Here is a 14,630-nt window from a genome sequence, read left to right as displayed (position 1 = left end):
GATGAAGAAGCTTGTCCATTTGTTCACGAAAGGGCTGATCGGGTAGTGGACGCTTATGAGTATTACAAACAAATATTTGCAGATCTGCCGAAGCCCCTTGCTTATGTCGATCTTGACATGCTGGATGCGAATGCGGCTGCAATCGCTGTGGCAGCGGGAAGCAAAAAGGTGCGTATAGCGAGCAAGTCGATTCGGTGCGTCGATGCCATGCGGCGGCTTCTGCAAACGAGCGACGTATTCCAAGGCATCATGTGTTTTACGGCAGGCGAGGCGGCATTCCTTGCACGCCAAGGATTCGACGACCTGCTGCTTGGTTATCCGCAGTGGTATTCTGCCGCATTGCTCGAATTGCTGGAGTTCATTCGCGAGGGGCGCTCGATCGTCTTTATGGTTGACTGCGAGGAGCATGTGATTCAGCTTGAGAGACTGGCGGAGGATAGGCAAGTCGTTGTTCCTCTATGCATTGATATGGATATGTCTGCCGATTATCCCGGTTTGCACTTTGGGGTATGGCGCTCGCCGATTCGATCATGGGAACAGATGAAGCCGCTAGTGCAGCGCATTAGCGAATCATCGTGGCTGAAGCTGGACGGAATGATGGGCTATGAAGCCCAGGTAGCGGGAGTTGGTGACAACGTACCGGGCAAGCGATTCAAAAATGCGTCAATCAAATGGCTCAAAAAAAGATCGATCGCAGAAAGCGCAAGACGCACGAAGGAAGCGGCCCAGGGCATTAGCGCTATGGGCATTTCCTTGCGCTTCGTGAATGCGGGCGGAACGGGAAGCATGGACAGCTCCCGCGAGGAAGCATGCGTCACCGAGATCACGGCAGGCTCAGGCTTCTACGCGCCGGGTTTATTCGATCTCTATAGCTCGTTCCGTTTTAAGCCGGCGGCAGGTTTTGCCGTCGAGGTCGTTCGCCGGCCGAAGACGGACATTGTCACTTGTATGGGCGGCGGCTATACCGCGTCGGGTTCGCCTGGACCGGAGAAAGAGGCGAAGCCTTATTTGCCGGAAGGGCTGGAGCTGTTCAAGCTTGAGGGGGCGGGCGAGGTGCAGACGCCGCTGCGCGTGCCGTCCGGTTTGAAGCTTGAGCTCGGCGACCCCGTGTTCTTCCGCCATGCGAAGGCCGGAGAGCTCTGCGAGCGATTCGAAATTTTGTATGCGGTTTCGCAAGGGAAAATTGTTGGCGAATATAAGACTTATCGCGGAATGGGAGAGTGCTTCCTATGAAACAAGACTCGTCAGGCTGGTCGAATTGGTCGGGCTCGGTACAAGCGACGCCAAGACAGGTCATCATGCCGAGCAGCATCGAAGAGGTTGTAAATACGGTGCTCCTATGCCGCCGTGAAGGAAGGAGGCTGCGAACGGTTGGCTCAGGTCATTCCTTCACGCCGATAGCGGCATCCGACGATATACTGATCTCGCTAGACCGCATGCAAGGCATCGTATCCGTCGATCCGGAAGCGAGAACGGCAACCGTATGGGCAGGAACGAAGCTGAAGCTGCTCGGCGAGCTGCTGTTCGAGAACGGATTGGCTCAGGAAAATCTAGGCGATATCGATGTACAGTCGATTGCCGGGGCGATTAGCACGGGTACGCACGGGACGGGGCGAACACTCGGCAATATCGCAACGCAGATCGCCGAGCTCACAGTCGTTACGGGCACGGGTGAAGTCGTGCAATGTACGGAGCAATCTCATCCTGAATGGTTCAAAGCGTTCCAAATATCGCTTGGCACTCTCGGCATTATCGTGCAGGTGACGCTGAAGCTTGAGCCAGCCTACAAGCTCGAATACGAGAGCAGACGAATCCCTTTGTCTGAATGTTTGCAGCAATTGCCGAAGCTGGCGGGAGACAATCGCCACTTTGAATTTTATTGGTTTCCTTATGCGCAGCCATGCCAGATTAAGCTTACGAACAAGACGGACAAGGAAGTGACCGGAAGAAGGGCATGGGATCACATCAGCGAAGTGTGGATCGAGAATCGCTTATTCGGGCTTCTGTCGGAGGTATCCCGCAGGCTGCCGGGCACGAGCAAGCATATTAGCCGAATCTCCGCTTCGCAAGTTCCTGTAGGACGTAAGATCGACCACAGCCACCGATTGTTTGCTACACAGCGATATGTTCGTTTTAACGAAATGGAATACAATTTGCCGGCGGAAGCAATGGCACCGGCTATTGAAGAGATGCGAGAGGCCATGTCGCGCGGCAAGTACCGCGTTCACTTCCCGATCGAGTGCCGTTATGCGAAGGGCGACGATATTTGGCTTAGCCCGGCGCACGGTAGGGACTCGGCGTACATCGCCGTTCACATGTACAAAGGGATGCCGCATGAAGCTTATTTCGAGGCGATGGAGCAAATCTTTCTGAATTACGGCGGCAGGCCGCATTGGGGCAAGATGCATAAGCTTCAAGCGGCGCAATTGCAGACGCTGTATCCGAAGTGGCATTCATTCCAAGCGGTGCGCGAGGAGCTGKATCCAGATCGTATTTTGCTGAACGACTACATGCGGAAGCTGCTTGTTTAAGCAGTCGTTTCCAGCCGTCATCGGCTGTAATCTATCTTCAAAAGGAGGGCTGTGCGAATGGAAGTTGTCGCAATCGTAGTAGGCGCCGGTCTCGCTGGTCTTGTCGCGGCGGCAGAGATCGCAGACGCAGGGAAAAAGGTGCTGCTTCTCGACCAAGAACCGGAGAGCTCCCTTGGCGGGCAAGCATGGTGGTCGTTCGGCGGACTGTTTCTTGTTGATTCGCCGGAGCAGAGACGGCTTAGGATTAAAGATTCGAAGGCGCTGGCGTGGCAGGATTGGCTGGGAGCGGCAGGCTTCGATCGGGATGAGGACGAGGATTATTGGGGACGAAAGTGGGCAGAAGCTTATGTCGACTTCGCCTCGGGCGAGAAGAGGGCTTGGCTTCATGCGATGGGTGTTCGTTTCTTCCCGATTGTCGGCTGGGCGGAGCGCGGAGGTTATTTGGCGGAAGGTCACGGAAATTCCGTTCCCCGCTTTCATATCGTGTGGGGGACTGGGCCTGGAATCGTCGAGCCGTTCGAGCGGCGGGTTCGTGCGCATATGGCGAGCGGGACGATTACGTATTTGCCGCGCCATAGGGTCGATAACCTGCTGCGCAGCAACGGCGCCGTCATAGGCGCGGAAGGCGCGGTGCTTGCGCCAAGCACGGCGGCGCGCGGCGAAGCAAGCTCCCGCGAGGAGGTTGGACGCTTCGAATATCGGGCGCAGGCTGTCCTTGTCAGCAGCGGAGGAATCGGCGCGAATCACGAGCTCGTTCGGCAGAACTGGCCGAGCAGGCTGGGGACGCCGCCCGATGATATGCTGTCAGGCGTTCCGGCTTACGTTGACGGGCGCATGCTCGCCATAACGGAGGAAGCAGGAGGCCGAATCGTTAACCGCGACCGGATGTGGCATTATACCGAGGGCATTAAGAACTGGGATCCGGTCTGGCATAAGCACGGCATTCGGATTCTTCCAGGTCCGTCATCGTTATGGCTGGATGCGAAGGGGCAGCGTTTCCCTGCGCCAAACTTCCCAGGGTTCGATACGCTTGGCACGCTAGAGACGATACAGAAGACCGGCTACAGCTATTCGTGGTTCATTCTGACGCAAAAGATTATTGAACGCGAATTCGCGCTGTCCGGCTCGGAGCAAAATCCCGATCTGACCGGCAAAAGCATCAAACAGGTGCTCGGCCGCGTGCTGCCGGGACCGACTGCACCGGTCAAGGCGTTCATGGAGAAGGGGGAAGATTTCGTTATAGCGACGAATCTAACCGAGCTTGTAGACGGCATGAACAAGCTGACGGGTGAATCGTTGCTGAACTTAGCTGACATTGAACGCCAGATACAGGCGAGAGACCGCGAGATTGAGAACAGCTTTACGAAGGATATGCAAATTACAGCCATTCGGGGAGCACGCAACTATATTGGCGATAAGCTGATTCGTGTCGCGGTTCCGCATAAGCTGCTCGATCCGAAGAGCGGTCCGCTCATTGCCGTGAGACTTAGAATCGTAAGCCGCAAGACGCTCGGCGGATTGCAGACGGACTTGTCCGGCAGAGTGCTTGACGGGAACGGTGATCCGGTATCCGGCCTATATGCAGCCGGAGAAGCGTCCGGCTTCGGCGGCGGCGGCGTACACGGCTACCGCGCGCTCGAAGGCACTTACCTCGGGGGCTGCCTCTTCTCGGGAAGAGTGGCCGGTCGTGCTATCGCCAAGCTGTGAATTATACGTAAATTTAAAAGCCGAGAAGCCTTGCGAATAAAGGATTCTCGGCTTTTTACTTTTAGGCTGCTGTTATACCTTACTTTTTCACGATCGGAATCCAAACTTCGCAGCGATAATCATCCGCGGTCGTGTCGCCGAGCGGATAGACTTCGATCTCCGGTCCTTCCGCATGCTCGTATCCTGTAGCGGGGAACCATTCCTGATAGATTCTGCCGAATACGGCTTGTATCGCACCGGGGAGGGGTCCGATGGAAGTGAAGATGGCCCATGTAGATGCCGGAACGGTGCGCAGCGACAATCCTTCGACAGCGCCACCGCTCGTGTGACCGGCAATCATGTAGGTGAATTCGCCCTGTCCCGGCTTCATATCCAGGCAAATGCCAAGCAAGTCCCCCTTGATACCCGCAGTCTCAAATTGCTGAATAGTGCCGTTGCTGTTGCATTCCGCCCAAAACTTCGGGATGTCGCGCAAATTTTGACCGTCCTCGCACGTTACCTCGATCGACTTGCCGATGACATTAAACGCTTCTTTCTCTTCAATGCGATAGTCCATGTCTTTGTCTCCCTTCAAGGATAGATGGAAAGAGATGCGTGGAAAAGCTTTCAAGCTGACGCCTGGTTTCCTGGCTTCCGACGGCGTTAAACCGTGGATCTTGCGGAACGCTTTGGCGAACGATTCGGGAGAATCGTAGCCATACTTGAGCGCTACGTCGATGACCTTGGCAGAAGACATCGCGAGCTCCTGAGCAGCTAACGTCAGCCGGCGCTTACGCGTATATTCGGCTACCGTCATCCCGGTAAGGATATGGAACATGCGCTGGAAGTGGAAGGGAGAGACGAATGCCTCCTTCGCGATTTCCTCGATATCCAGCCGATCATCCATGCGTTCCTCCATCAAATCCAAGGCGTCCTTCATGCGGAGCAGCCATTCCATTCGCATCAATTCCTTTCGTTACCTATATTATCACCACGCAGGACGGGAAACCTGTCATTGCGTGCTCTCTTATAACAGGTGTCACCAATGAAATAAGAAAAGGCCGAGCGGTAGTAATTAGCTACTCGCTCGGCCTTTTATATGCCGTAAACCTATTTTAGACAAATTTTAAGCTAGGGGGTCCGTCCTCGATCTCTATAATAATAGTATAGCTGGGCCGAAATTATAAGTCTATACTTTTTTGACTAATTTGGATATATTTCTTGAAATATAAGAGTTATAAGTTTCACGATTAAAATCAGGCTTATATTTCTCCGCGAAACGATTGCTTACACCGCCAGAGGACGGCGCTAGCCGTTTACGCTTGAGCGGCGTTTGCAAAGTGTTTCGGACTTATCAGGAAGAGGATGTAAACATAAAAAGAGCGAGGAGGATTAATTGACATGCATGACCCTATGATTCAATTGAAAGGAATTGGGAAGTCGTTCAAGGTAGCAAAACGTTCGGCTGGATTGAGGCAAGCGGCGAAAGCGTTGTTCGTACGGGAGCATACGATTGTCGAAGCGCTTAAAGATATTTCTTTCTCGATTGGCAAGGGGGAGATTGTCGGATACATCGGCCCGAACGGAGCGGGGAAGTCGACAACGATTAAAGTAATGAGCGGCATACTCGTGCCGGATGAAGGAAGCTGCTCCATTATGGGCTATACACCATGGACGGATCGTACTGCTTATGTGAAAAATATCGGTGTCGTCTTCGGCCAGCGTTCCCAGCTGTGGTGGGATGTGCCGGTGATTGATTCTTATGAGCTGCTCAAGGATATTTACAAGATACCGCCTAAGCGGTATGAAGACAATCTACGAATGCTGACGGAAACGCTGGACCTTGCAGAATTCATTCGTACGCCTGTGAGGCAGCTCAGCCTGGGCCAAAGAATGCGCTGCGAGATAGCGGCTTCGCTGCTGCATAGCCCAAGCGTATTGTTCCTCGACGAACCGACGATCGGACTTGATGCCGTGAGCAAGCTGGCTGTTAGGCAGTTTATTAAGACAATCAACAAGGAGCAAGGCGTTACGGTCATTCTGACCACGCATGACATGGCCGATATAGAAGCGCTGGCCGACCGGATTCTTATGATTGGCAAGGGTACTTTGTTATACGACGGGAGCTTGGAGCAGCTGCGCAGCCGGTTCGGCGTGCAGGAAAAAGAATCCTTGGATGAGATGATCGTTCAGCTCTATAAGGAGCATCAAATATGAGGGCCTATGTCTCGGTATGGAAGCTGAGATTCATTAATGGGCTGCAATATCGCGCATCTGCAATTGCCGGTGCAATAACGCAGTTGTTTTTTGGATTCGTATTCATTATGATCTACATCGCTTTCTATAGTCATAGTACGGCGCAGCCGCCAATATCGTTGAAGGAAATCATTACTTACGTCTGGCTGCAGCAAATTTTTCTTTCGTTTATCATGCTTTGGGCTCGTGACAATGAAATGTTCGATCTCATTACAACCGGCAATATTGCCTATGAATTGTGCAGGCCAATCGGCATATATCCGCTTTGGTTCGCCAAGCTGCTCGCGCAGCGCGTTGCAAACGCAGTGCTGCGCTGCTTGCCGATTGTTCTTGTCGTGTTTTTTTTGCCGGAACCGTATCGTATGACAACACCCCCGGACTGGCCAACGCTTTTCTTCTTTGTTGCTTCATTGCTGCTGGGCTTATTCGTCATTGTTGCGATATCAATGATGATTTACATTTCCGTATTTTGGACACTATCGCCGACAGGTTCGATTCTAATGATCTCGATTGCCGGCGAATTCCTAGCCGGGATGATTATTCCCGTGCCGCTTATGCCGGATTGGCTGCAACGGTTTACTTACGTATTGCCGTTCCGCTGGACGGTTGACTTCCCTTTCCGTGTATATTCAGGCCATATTTCACAGACGGAAGCGTTATGGGGGATCATCATCCAGGTAGGCTGGCTTGGGGTGCTCATAGGAATTGGTTGGTCCACAATGAGGAAGGCACTACGGCAAATAGTCATTCAGGGGGGCTAATCGCTATGCAACTCTATTTCAAATACATATCGATTTTGTTCAAGTCGCAGCTGCAATATCGCGCTTCCTTCTGGCTGCTAAGCTTCGGACAGTTTTTTGTACCGGTAACGGTGTTCGCAGGTTTGTATTTTATGTTCGAGCGCTTTGGGGATCTGCAAGGTTGGACCTTCTTCGAGGTTGCGTTGTGCTTCGGCATTATTCATATGGCGTTCTCGCTAAGTGAATGTTTCGCGCGGGGCTTCGATGCATTCTCAGGTCTCGTGAGAAGAGGCGAGTTCGACCGTCTGCTTGTTCGCCCGCGCAGCACAGTACTTCAGGTGCTTGGGTCGCAATTCGAGTTCACGAGAGTCGGGCGGATGCTGCAAAGCGCGATTGTGCTTGGCTGGGCACTGTATAAGCTGCCGGTTGAATGGAATGCGTCCAAGGTGACGACATTTATCTTGATGATCGTTTGCGGCGTGTGTATCTTCGCAGGCATCTATATCTTGATGGCAACGATGTGCTTTTGGACGATTCAGGGACTTGAGATTGCAAACATTTTGACGGACGGAGGGCGGGAGATGGCACAATACCCGCTGAATATTTACGAAAGATGGGTTAAAGTTCTGTTTACGTATATTATCCCGTTCGGATGCGTAAATTATTTGCCGTTGCTCTATATTCTTGGAAAGCAGAACGGCAATGACTGGTTCTATATGCTGCTGCCGCTTGCTGGCGTATTGTTCTTGGTACCTTGTCTAGCGGTATGGCATATCGGTGTCCGCCATTATCGTTCGACCGGATCATAAGCTCGCCATAACGTAAGCAAGCCCGCTCCTTCGCGCTGTAGGAGCGGGCTTGCTTCATTCTAATACGCTAATGGATGGACACATAGGCAACGGAACGGTTCTTAAGTACTGTCTCTTCGGTATTGCCTTCGATGAAGGTAGGGTTGTCGGTATGAGCGAGAAGATCGTCGATCGCGGTGCAGAACAATTCATTGAGTCTTCCATCCACATGTGCCGGCAGTAGAGAGTCATACAACGAGGCAGAATCCGTGAAAGCTCCGACGAATTGACGCAGCGGCTCGCTCCATTGCTTCAGATCGATTTGGCTGTCGGACTCAGGCGCAAAAAATTCACCCCAGCCGACCCCTTTGTTGCTTAGCATTCGAAGACATACGCGATAACCGGAAGAGTCGACGGCGAGGGCAGGAATAACGAACAACTCGATGCGTGTGATGGTGAGACTGTCACTAAGATCTTGATCGGACAGAAAAGAAAGATGACAATCGGATTTCGTCAACATAAATAAACCTCTCCTTATTTCGCTTACGAGGTTAGCTGTCGGATTCGGACAGAGAGACGCCCTACCAAGGTTACAAATCCTTGGATTCACCCCTTGCGAGCGGATCGATTGATCCAAGTAGTGGCTCGCGTTGGTTCCCCCGCTTTTTCAAACGAAAAATTCAGCGTTAGTATGCCGTATATTATAAATCTATCCGCGCCGTTTGTAAATGCTTTTCGCTAAATATTCTGACAACTTACCCTTAAAATAGTGAGATATAGGAAACGGAGCACTGCAGTAAATCTCCACTCATGGCGGGATTTCTCGTACTCTTGTCGTTCCGAACGTGAAGAAGCGCGTCGTTGAACAAACCGTGAATGCGATTGTCAGCGGGGATTTCCTTAGCATGTATCTCACCTATATAACGATGCAGCATGCTGCCCCATCTGATCCAGTCTGCCGGTTTATCTGCTTCATTCACGAACAACTCACCCCAGCCTAATCCGTTAGTCGTTGCTAAATGGAGACAGACGCGATAGCCGGCGCAATAACCATCGTAATCAGGAATGACGAACATCTCGATTCTTCGAATGATTAGCGCCAGGCAGTCGTTGGTGCAAGAAGGTAATGGCTCGTCGATTTGTGCTTGTATAAACATATGAAATTCTCTCCTCTATTCGCTTACGAGGTTAGCTGACGGATTCGGACTAGAGAGCTGCCCTACCGAGGCAGTGCCTCGGATTCACCCCATTCGAACAATCGAACGATTGCTCTTGTTGGTTCCCCCGCTTTATCCTATGGACAAATTCAGCGATAATGATATGCCTTTTTCGGCTCGACGTCTATCCTAAACCGATTCGAAGCATTTGTAAAAGGTTCATTTTGTTGCACAAGACGCTCTAAGAGCAAATTAGAGGAGCGACGATCATTTTATCCATGAAAAGAGGCTTTTTCGATGGAATACTCGTTTTTACTTCTGTTATTTATGATTTGAAAAAAAGCATGCTTGCGCGTGTTGGATAAGAAATTCAGGCATATATGTAATTTCAGAAAACGAGAGATAATTGGCGAAAAAGTGAGTAATATCGAGCTATAACTTTTTGAAAACGTTAACGATCACTCTATAAGCTCCTATATTATCCAATATGGACGCTGGACCTGCTTTACATAAAATTTGGCTGGGAGTAAGATTCGATACAGGATTCGCAATTGAAGTTGCGATGGACTGATCGCTGAGTTTCMGCGAGGCAAGCGGAAAGCGGGGGAACCAAATGTGAAGCGGTGCGTTTGTACGATGTGAGAGTCGGACGACAGCACGGCAGGGGTGAATCTTCGAAGAGGCAGCACCATGGATGCCGCTTCGAAGTAGGGCGACTCTCACCGCCCGAATCCGACAGCTAACCTCGTAAGCGTGGTTTGGAGAGAGGAATGATACAACGATTCGTTTTTAATTGCTATTTTATCGCTGAGTTCCGCAGCAGTCTGCGGGAACGGGGGAACCAAAGAGCGATGCGCCGCGATGGAGTCGGCCGCATAGGTGCTCATGGGGTGAATCGCAAGGCTTAACTGCCTTGCGTAGGGCGACTCTCACGCCCGAATCCGACAGCTAACCTCGTAAGCGTAATCGAGAGAGGCAACCATCGCAGTGCCGATTCGGCATGGCTTCCTTAGCCATGCCTCCGAAGAAGCCCGCGGGGAAAGGTCCTCTTTTCCCGCAGGCTTCTTTTTTGTTGCCTTTTTACAGAAATTCGGAGGAGATTGCCGTTGGGCGAGGAGCATATTATCGTTGCCGGGCTTAATGAAGCTGGCAAAGCATTCATAAAAACATTGGTATTTCGCGGACTGCCGTTCATCGTCCTGACGAACAGCAAGCTAGAGGAAAGACAACTTCGTAAGCATGGACTTAATAACGTTTTATACGTGAATACTAATGACAGGAATAGTTGGATGATACCGGAAAAGGTCATTGGAGATGTATTCATCTTTGAGAGCAGCTTAGCTCTTAGCTGCAGGTTCATACAATGCTGCAGGGATTGGACGTCTAGATCGATCTACGTCATTACTACGCATTGGAATCCAAGAGTCATATATAAAGGTCTTGGCGCAGATCACATCGTACATTCGCAAACCGGCGAAATTGGGTTTCTATTGAAAAAATAACTTTTTGTAAATGTCTATAGCAGGAGGGAACTGCCTTGATGGATCTGTACATGATTGGTACTTTAATCGTTTGCTTCGGATTGTTTTATGGTTTTCTTGCTTGGTGCGACAGAGCTGTTAAGCAAACGGGGGGCGATGGCGAATGATTATCGTAGCAGCGCTTGCGGTGCTCGTATTCGGTTACCTATTATATGCTTTAATTCACCCGGAAAAATTTTAACCAGGAGGAACAACGATGGATATTTTGCAGCTATTAATTGTCATTGCCGTTCTTCTGCTGCTTGTGAAGCCGCTCGGAACGTATGTGTATCACGTATTCTCGAACGAGTCCAACCGGCTCGATAAAGTATATGGAGGATCGGAACGGTTCATTTACAGGTTGATTGGACTTAAGAATCGAGCGGGCATGAGCTGGAAAACGTATGCGCTCAGTTTCATCGCCACGAACATTATTTTGGTAGCTTTCAGCTATCTGATTCTACGGCTGCAGCATGCGCTGCCGCTTAATCCGAACGGCATGGCGAGCATGGAGCCTACGCTAACGTTTAATACGATTATCAGTTTCATGACCAATACGAACCTGCAGCATTACAGCGGCGAGAGCGCTTTGTCTTATTTTTCGCAAATGGCGGTCATCATGATGATGATGTTCACATCCGCTGCAACCGGGTTTTCAGTCGCAATCGCGTTCGTAAGGGGCATTACGAGCAAAGGAAAAACGATCGGCAACTTTTTCGAAGACTTTGTTAAAGCCCATACGAGAATTTTCCTTCCGTTGGCCTTTATCGTTACGCTCGTTCTCGTTGCGCTGCAAGTACCGCAGACACTCGATCCGACGATCGCGATCAAGACATTCGAGGGCGCGGTGCAGCAAATTGCGATCGGACCGGTCGCTTCGCTGGAATCGATCAAGCATCTCGGTACGAACGGCGGCGGCTTCTTCGGCGTCAACTCGGCTCACCCGTTCGAGAATCCGAATCCGTTAACGAATGTCATCGAAATTTTGTGCATGTGGGTTCTTCCAGCAGCACTGCCTTACACATTCGGTTTATTCGCCAAAAATAAAAAGCAGGGCTGGATCATTTTTTCGGCCATGATGACTTTGTTCCTCGTATTCCTTGGCGTTGCTTATGGCGCCGAGAAGATGGGCAACCCGGCAATGACCGCGCTTGGCATCGACGCCTCGCAGGGAAGCATGGAGGGCAAAGAGGTTCGATTCGGCATCGCGCAATCCGCTCTCTTCACGACGGTGACGGCGGCTGCGACGACAGGAACGGTCAACAATATGCACGATACGCTTACGCCGCTTGGCGGACTGGTGCCGCTGGCCGAAATGATGCTTAACGTCGTATTCGGGGGCAAGGGCGTAGGGCTAATTAATATGCTTATGTACGCTATCTTGGCCGTGTTTATATGCGGGCTTATGGTTGGACGGACGCCGGAGTTTCTCGGACGGAAGATCGAGCCTCGCGAAATGAAGCTGATCGCCATCGCGATTCTCGCGCATCCGTTCATTATCCTTGTACCGACCGCACTCGCGTTCATGACGGATCTTGGTTACGCAGCCGTTACCAACCCGGGCTTCCATGGCATAAGCCAGGTGCTCTACGAGTATACGTCCTCGGCTGCCAATAATGGCTCCGGCTTCGAAGGACTTGGCGATAATACGCCTTTCTGGAATATTAGCACCGGACTTGTCATGCTCTTCGGACGTTACATTTCGATGATCGCGATGCTCGCCGTAGCGGGATCGCTTGCACGCAAGCAGCCGGTTCCGGAGACCATCGGCACGTTCCGCACGGATAATAAGCTGTTCCTTGGTCTGTTGATAGGTACGGTGTTGCTGATTGGCGCTTTAACATTTTTGCCGGTTATCGTTCTCGGACCGATAGCCGAACATTTGACACTCCGCTAACGGATGAGGTGAACGAAGATGAGTAGAAACGAAACCAATAAATTGCTATCCTCAGGCGCGGTCAAACGTGCGGTAATGGATAGCTTCATAAAATTGAATCCCATTGTTATGATGAAAAATCCGGTCATGTTCGTTGTAGAGGTCGGTACGGTTATCGTCCTATTGATGGCCCTATTCCCCGGATATTTCGATGCCAAGCAAAACGTTGGCTTTAATCTGACCGTGTTCGTCATTCTGTTCGTTACGCTGCTGTTCGCGAACTTTGCGGAGGCAATTGCAGAGGGCCGAGGTAAAGCGCAAGCCGATTCGCTCAAAAGGTCTAAGCAAGACATGACCGCCAATAAGCTGGTTGGCAGTACGATTACGGTTGTATCTTCGCCTGAGCTGCGCAAAGGCGATATCGTCGTCGTCTCTCAAGGCGAGATGATTCCCGGTGACGGCGAAGTCATCGAAGGTCTGGCATCGGTAGACGAATCAGCTATCACAGGTGAATCGGCGCCCGTTATTAAAGAGGCGGGCGGAGACTTCAGCTCTGTAACCGGCGGCACGAAGGTCGTCAGCGACTCGATTAAGGTCCGAATTACAAGCGATCCGGGACAATCGTTCATCGATCGGATGATCGCGCTCGTGGAGGGCGCCAAGCGGCAAAAAACGCCGAATGAGATCGCGCTGAATACGCTGCTGACGAGCTTGACGATCATATTTTTAATCGTCGTTGTCACGTTGAAGCCAATTGCGGAATACGTAGGCGTCGACTTGGAAATTCCGGTGCTGATTGCTTTGCTGGTATGTTTGATTCCAACGACGATCGGCGGTTTGTTGTCAGCGATCGGCATTGCCGGCATGGACCGCGTTACGCAATATAACGTGCTTGCCATGTCGGGTAAAGCGGTCGAGGCCGCAGGAGACATCAATACAATGATTTTGGATAAGACGGGAACGATTACGTTCGGCAATCGGATGGCAAGCGAGCTTATAGCGGCAGGCGGCGTCAATCAGCAGGCTTTAGCGGAGTGGGCTGCGATCAGCTCCATCAAGGACGAGACGCCGGAAGGCAGATCCGTGCTGGAATGGATGAAGAAGCAAGGACTTAGCTACGATGCTTCCATTGCTGAGGGCGGAGAATTCGTGCCTTTCAAAGCGGAAACGCGCATGAGCGGAATGGACTTGCCGGACGGTAGGCGAGTTCGCAAAGGGGCCGTCGATTCGGTCAAGAAATGGGTAATCGAGCAGGGCGGACAGATACCGTCCGACACAGACCAAATCGCGAATACGATCGCGACGCTTGGCGGTACACCGCTTGCGGTAGCAGTCGACAAGCAATTGTTCGGCGTCATCTATTTGAAGGATACGGTCAAGCCGGGCATGAAGGAGCGGTTCGATCAACTGCGCGAGATGGGGATCAAAACCATCATGTGTACGGGCGACAATCCGCTTACGGCAGCAACGATCGCTAGAGAAGCCGGCGTTGACGACTTCATTGCCGAGAGCAAGCCGGAAGACAAGATTGCGGTCATACGCCGAGAGCAGGCGGAGGGCAAGATGGTCGCGATGACGGGCGACGGAACGAATGACGCGCCAGCTCTGGCGCAAGCCGACGTCGGCCTAGCTATGAACAGCGGTACGACTGCAGCCAAGGAAGCGGCCAATATGGTCGATCTGGATTCCGATCCATCCAAAATCATTGAAGTAGTCGCAATTGGCAAGCAGCTTCTAATGACGAGAGGGGCGCTTACGACATTCAGTATCGCGAATGACATTGCTAAGTATTTCGCAATCATTCCCGCTATGTTCATGCTCGCTATCCCTCAGATGAGCGTGCTTAATATTATGAATCTCGGCTCCCCGATGTCTGCTATATTGTCGGCGTTGATTTTCAATGCGATTATTATACCGCTGCTTATACCGCTCGCCATGAAAGGCGTTGCCTATAAAGCAATGAGCGCCTCGCGATTGCTGAGCCGCAACGTGTTGGTCTATGGACTCGGAGGCGTTATCGTTCCGTTCGTAGGGATTAAGCTGATCGACCTGATCGTGCATTTGTGGGTTTAACAT

At 51.5% G+C, this 14,630-nt stretch carries 13 protein-coding genes and 4 riboswitches; of the genes, 10 read left to right on the top strand and 3 right to left on the bottom strand.

All coding sequences use genetic code 11. The features are described from left to right. Positions 1-45 precede the first annotated feature (45 nt). Genes AC1DF0_RS17740 through AC1DF0_RS17730 form a run of 3 tightly spaced genes read left to right on the top strand, consistent with a single transcriptional unit; the run spans position 46 to position 4,238 of the window. Positions 46-1,233, top strand: a complete 1,188-nt coding sequence (locus tag AC1DF0_RS17740) for an amino acid deaminase/aldolase (protein WP_477574820.1) — start codon at positions 46-48, stop codon at positions 1,231-1,233. Continuing rightward, a complete protein-coding gene (locus AC1DF0_RS17735; protein WP_477574819.1) occupies positions 1,230-2,531 on the top strand; it encodes a D-arabinono-1,4-lactone oxidase in 1,302 nt (433 codons plus the stop codon). The genes AC1DF0_RS17740 and AC1DF0_RS17735 overlap by 4 nt, the downstream gene beginning before the upstream one ends. A 57-nt stretch (positions 2,532-2,588) precedes the next feature. Next, entirely contained in the window at positions 2,589-4,238 is a 1,650-nt protein-coding gene (locus AC1DF0_RS17730; protein WP_477574818.1) for an FAD-binding dehydrogenase, read from the top strand. Positions 4,239-4,317: 79 nt separating this feature from the next. On the opposite strand, the gene AC1DF0_RS17725 is transcribed toward AC1DF0_RS17730, so the two are convergent. Further along, on the bottom strand, positions 4,318-5,175 hold the full coding sequence (locus AC1DF0_RS17725; protein WP_477574817.1) for an AraC family transcriptional regulator: 858 nt from the start codon (positions 5,173-5,175) through the stop codon (positions 4,318-4,320). A 443-nt stretch (positions 5,176-5,618) separates the two neighbouring features. Here AC1DF0_RS17725 and AC1DF0_RS17720 point away from each other — a divergent pair, with 443 nt between their 5' ends. The 3 genes from AC1DF0_RS17720 to AC1DF0_RS17710 are packed head-to-tail and all read left to right on the top strand — an operon-like array spanning position 5,619 to position 8,022. Continuing rightward, positions 5,619-6,434, top strand: a complete 816-nt coding sequence (locus AC1DF0_RS17720) for an ABC transporter ATP-binding protein (RefSeq protein WP_477574816.1) — start codon at positions 5,619-5,621, stop codon at positions 6,432-6,434. After that, positions 6,431-7,234, top strand: a complete 804-nt coding sequence (locus tag AC1DF0_RS17715; protein WP_477574815.1) for an ABC transporter permease — start codon at positions 6,431-6,433, stop codon at positions 7,232-7,234. The genes AC1DF0_RS17720 and AC1DF0_RS17715 overlap by 4 nt, the downstream gene beginning before the upstream one ends. 5 nt (positions 7,235-7,239) lie before the next feature. Continuing rightward, a complete protein-coding gene (locus AC1DF0_RS17710; protein ID WP_477574814.1) occupies positions 7,240-8,022 on the top strand; it encodes an ABC transporter permease in 783 nt (260 codons plus the stop codon). A gap of 67 nt (positions 8,023-8,089) precedes the next feature. On the opposite strand, the gene AC1DF0_RS17705 is transcribed toward AC1DF0_RS17710, so the two are convergent. Together AC1DF0_RS17705 and AC1DF0_RS17700 are read right to left on the bottom strand one after the other, a co-directional pair. Then, complete coding sequence (locus AC1DF0_RS17705) at positions 8,090-8,521, bottom strand: hypothetical protein (RefSeq protein WP_475819663.1); 432 nt, start codon at positions 8,519-8,521, stop codon at positions 8,090-8,092. 5 nt (positions 8,522-8,526) lie between these two features. Continuing rightward, a riboswitch (cyclic di-AMP (ydaO/yuaA leader) is annotated at positions 8,527-8,697 on the bottom strand. A 65-nt stretch (positions 8,698-8,762) separates the two neighbouring features. After that, positions 8,763-9,158 (bottom strand): hypothetical protein, encoded by a 396-nt coding sequence (locus tag AC1DF0_RS17700; protein ID WP_477574813.1) that lies wholly within the window; start codon positions 9,156-9,158, stop codon positions 8,763-8,765. A 5-nt stretch (positions 9,159-9,163) separates the two neighbouring features. After that, positions 9,164-9,323: riboswitch (cyclic di-AMP (ydaO/yuaA leader) on the bottom strand. Positions 9,324-9,720: 397 nt separating this feature from the next. Continuing rightward, a riboswitch (cyclic di-AMP (ydaO/yuaA leader) is annotated at positions 9,721-9,927 on the top strand. A gap of 26 nt (positions 9,928-9,953) precedes the next feature. Next, positions 9,954-10,136: riboswitch (cyclic di-AMP (ydaO/yuaA leader) on the top strand. A 128-nt stretch (positions 10,137-10,264) separates the two neighbouring features. Here AC1DF0_RS17700 and AC1DF0_RS17695 point away from each other — a divergent pair. The 4 genes from AC1DF0_RS17695 to kdpB all read left to right on the top strand — a co-directional run bounded on the left by AC1DF0_RS17695 (position 10,265) and on the right by kdpB (position 14,627). After that, positions 10,265-10,660, top strand: coding sequence for a hypothetical protein (locus tag AC1DF0_RS17695; protein ID WP_442047939.1), 396 nt, complete (start codon positions 10,265-10,267; stop codon positions 10,658-10,660). A 142-nt stretch (positions 10,661-10,802) separates the two neighbouring features. After that, complete coding sequence (gene kdpF, locus AC1DF0_RS17690) at positions 10,803-10,880, top strand: K(+)-transporting ATPase subunit F (RefSeq protein ID WP_442048104.1); 78 nt, start codon at positions 10,803-10,805, stop codon at positions 10,878-10,880. Between the two features lie 15 nt (positions 10,881-10,895). After that, positions 10,896-12,575, top strand: coding sequence for a potassium-transporting ATPase subunit KdpA (kdpA, locus tag AC1DF0_RS17685; RefSeq protein ID WP_477574812.1), 1,680 nt, complete (start codon positions 10,896-10,898; stop codon positions 12,573-12,575). Between the two features lie 18 nt (positions 12,576-12,593). Next, a complete protein-coding gene (gene kdpB, locus AC1DF0_RS17680) occupies positions 12,594-14,627 on the top strand; it encodes a potassium-transporting ATPase subunit KdpB (protein WP_475819667.1) in 2,034 nt (677 codons plus the stop codon). Positions 14,628-14,630: the final 3 nt, after the last annotated feature.

It is taken from the genome of Paenibacillus sp. 05T425 (genome assembly GCF_056396205.1).
The sequence above is the reverse complement of the archived record's forward strand: the minus strand, read 5'-3'. Positions and strand labels throughout refer to the sequence as shown.

Bases quoted from the DNA above. Each gene is read 5' to 3' on its own strand.
- AC1DF0_RS17730 (WP_477574818.1), top strand. From the start codon at position 2,589: ATGGAAGTTGTCGCAATCGTAGTAGGCGCCGGTCTCGCTGGTCTTGTC.
- AC1DF0_RS17725 (WP_477574817.1), bottom strand. From the start codon at position 5,175: ATGGAATGGCTGCTCCGCATGAAGGACGCCTTGGATTTGATGGAGGAA.
- AC1DF0_RS17720 (WP_477574816.1), top strand. From the start codon at position 5,619: ATGCATGACCCTATGATTCAATTGAAAGGAATTGGGAAGTCGTTCAAG.
- AC1DF0_RS17715 (WP_477574815.1), top strand. From the start codon at position 6,431: ATGAGGGCCTATGTCTCGGTATGGAAGCTGAGATTCATTAATGGGCTG.
- AC1DF0_RS17710 (WP_477574814.1), top strand. From the start codon at position 7,240: ATGCAACTCTATTTCAAATACATATCGATTTTGTTCAAGTCGCAGCTG.
- AC1DF0_RS17705 (WP_475819663.1), bottom strand. From the start codon at position 8,521: ATGTTGACGAAATCCGATTGTCATCTTTCTTTTCTGTCCGATCAAGAT.
- AC1DF0_RS17700 (WP_477574813.1), bottom strand. From the start codon at position 9,158: ATGTTTATACAAGCACAAATCGACGAGCCATTACCTTCTTGCACCAAC.
- kdpF (WP_442048104.1), top strand. From the start codon at position 10,803: ATGATTATCGTAGCAGCGCTTGCGGTGCTCGTATTCGGTTACCTATTA.
- kdpA (WP_477574812.1), top strand. From the start codon at position 10,896: ATGGATATTTTGCAGCTATTAATTGTCATTGCCGTTCTTCTGCTGCTT.
- kdpB (WP_475819667.1), top strand. From the start codon at position 12,594: ATGAGTAGAAACGAAACCAATAAATTGCTATCCTCAGGCGCGGTCAAA.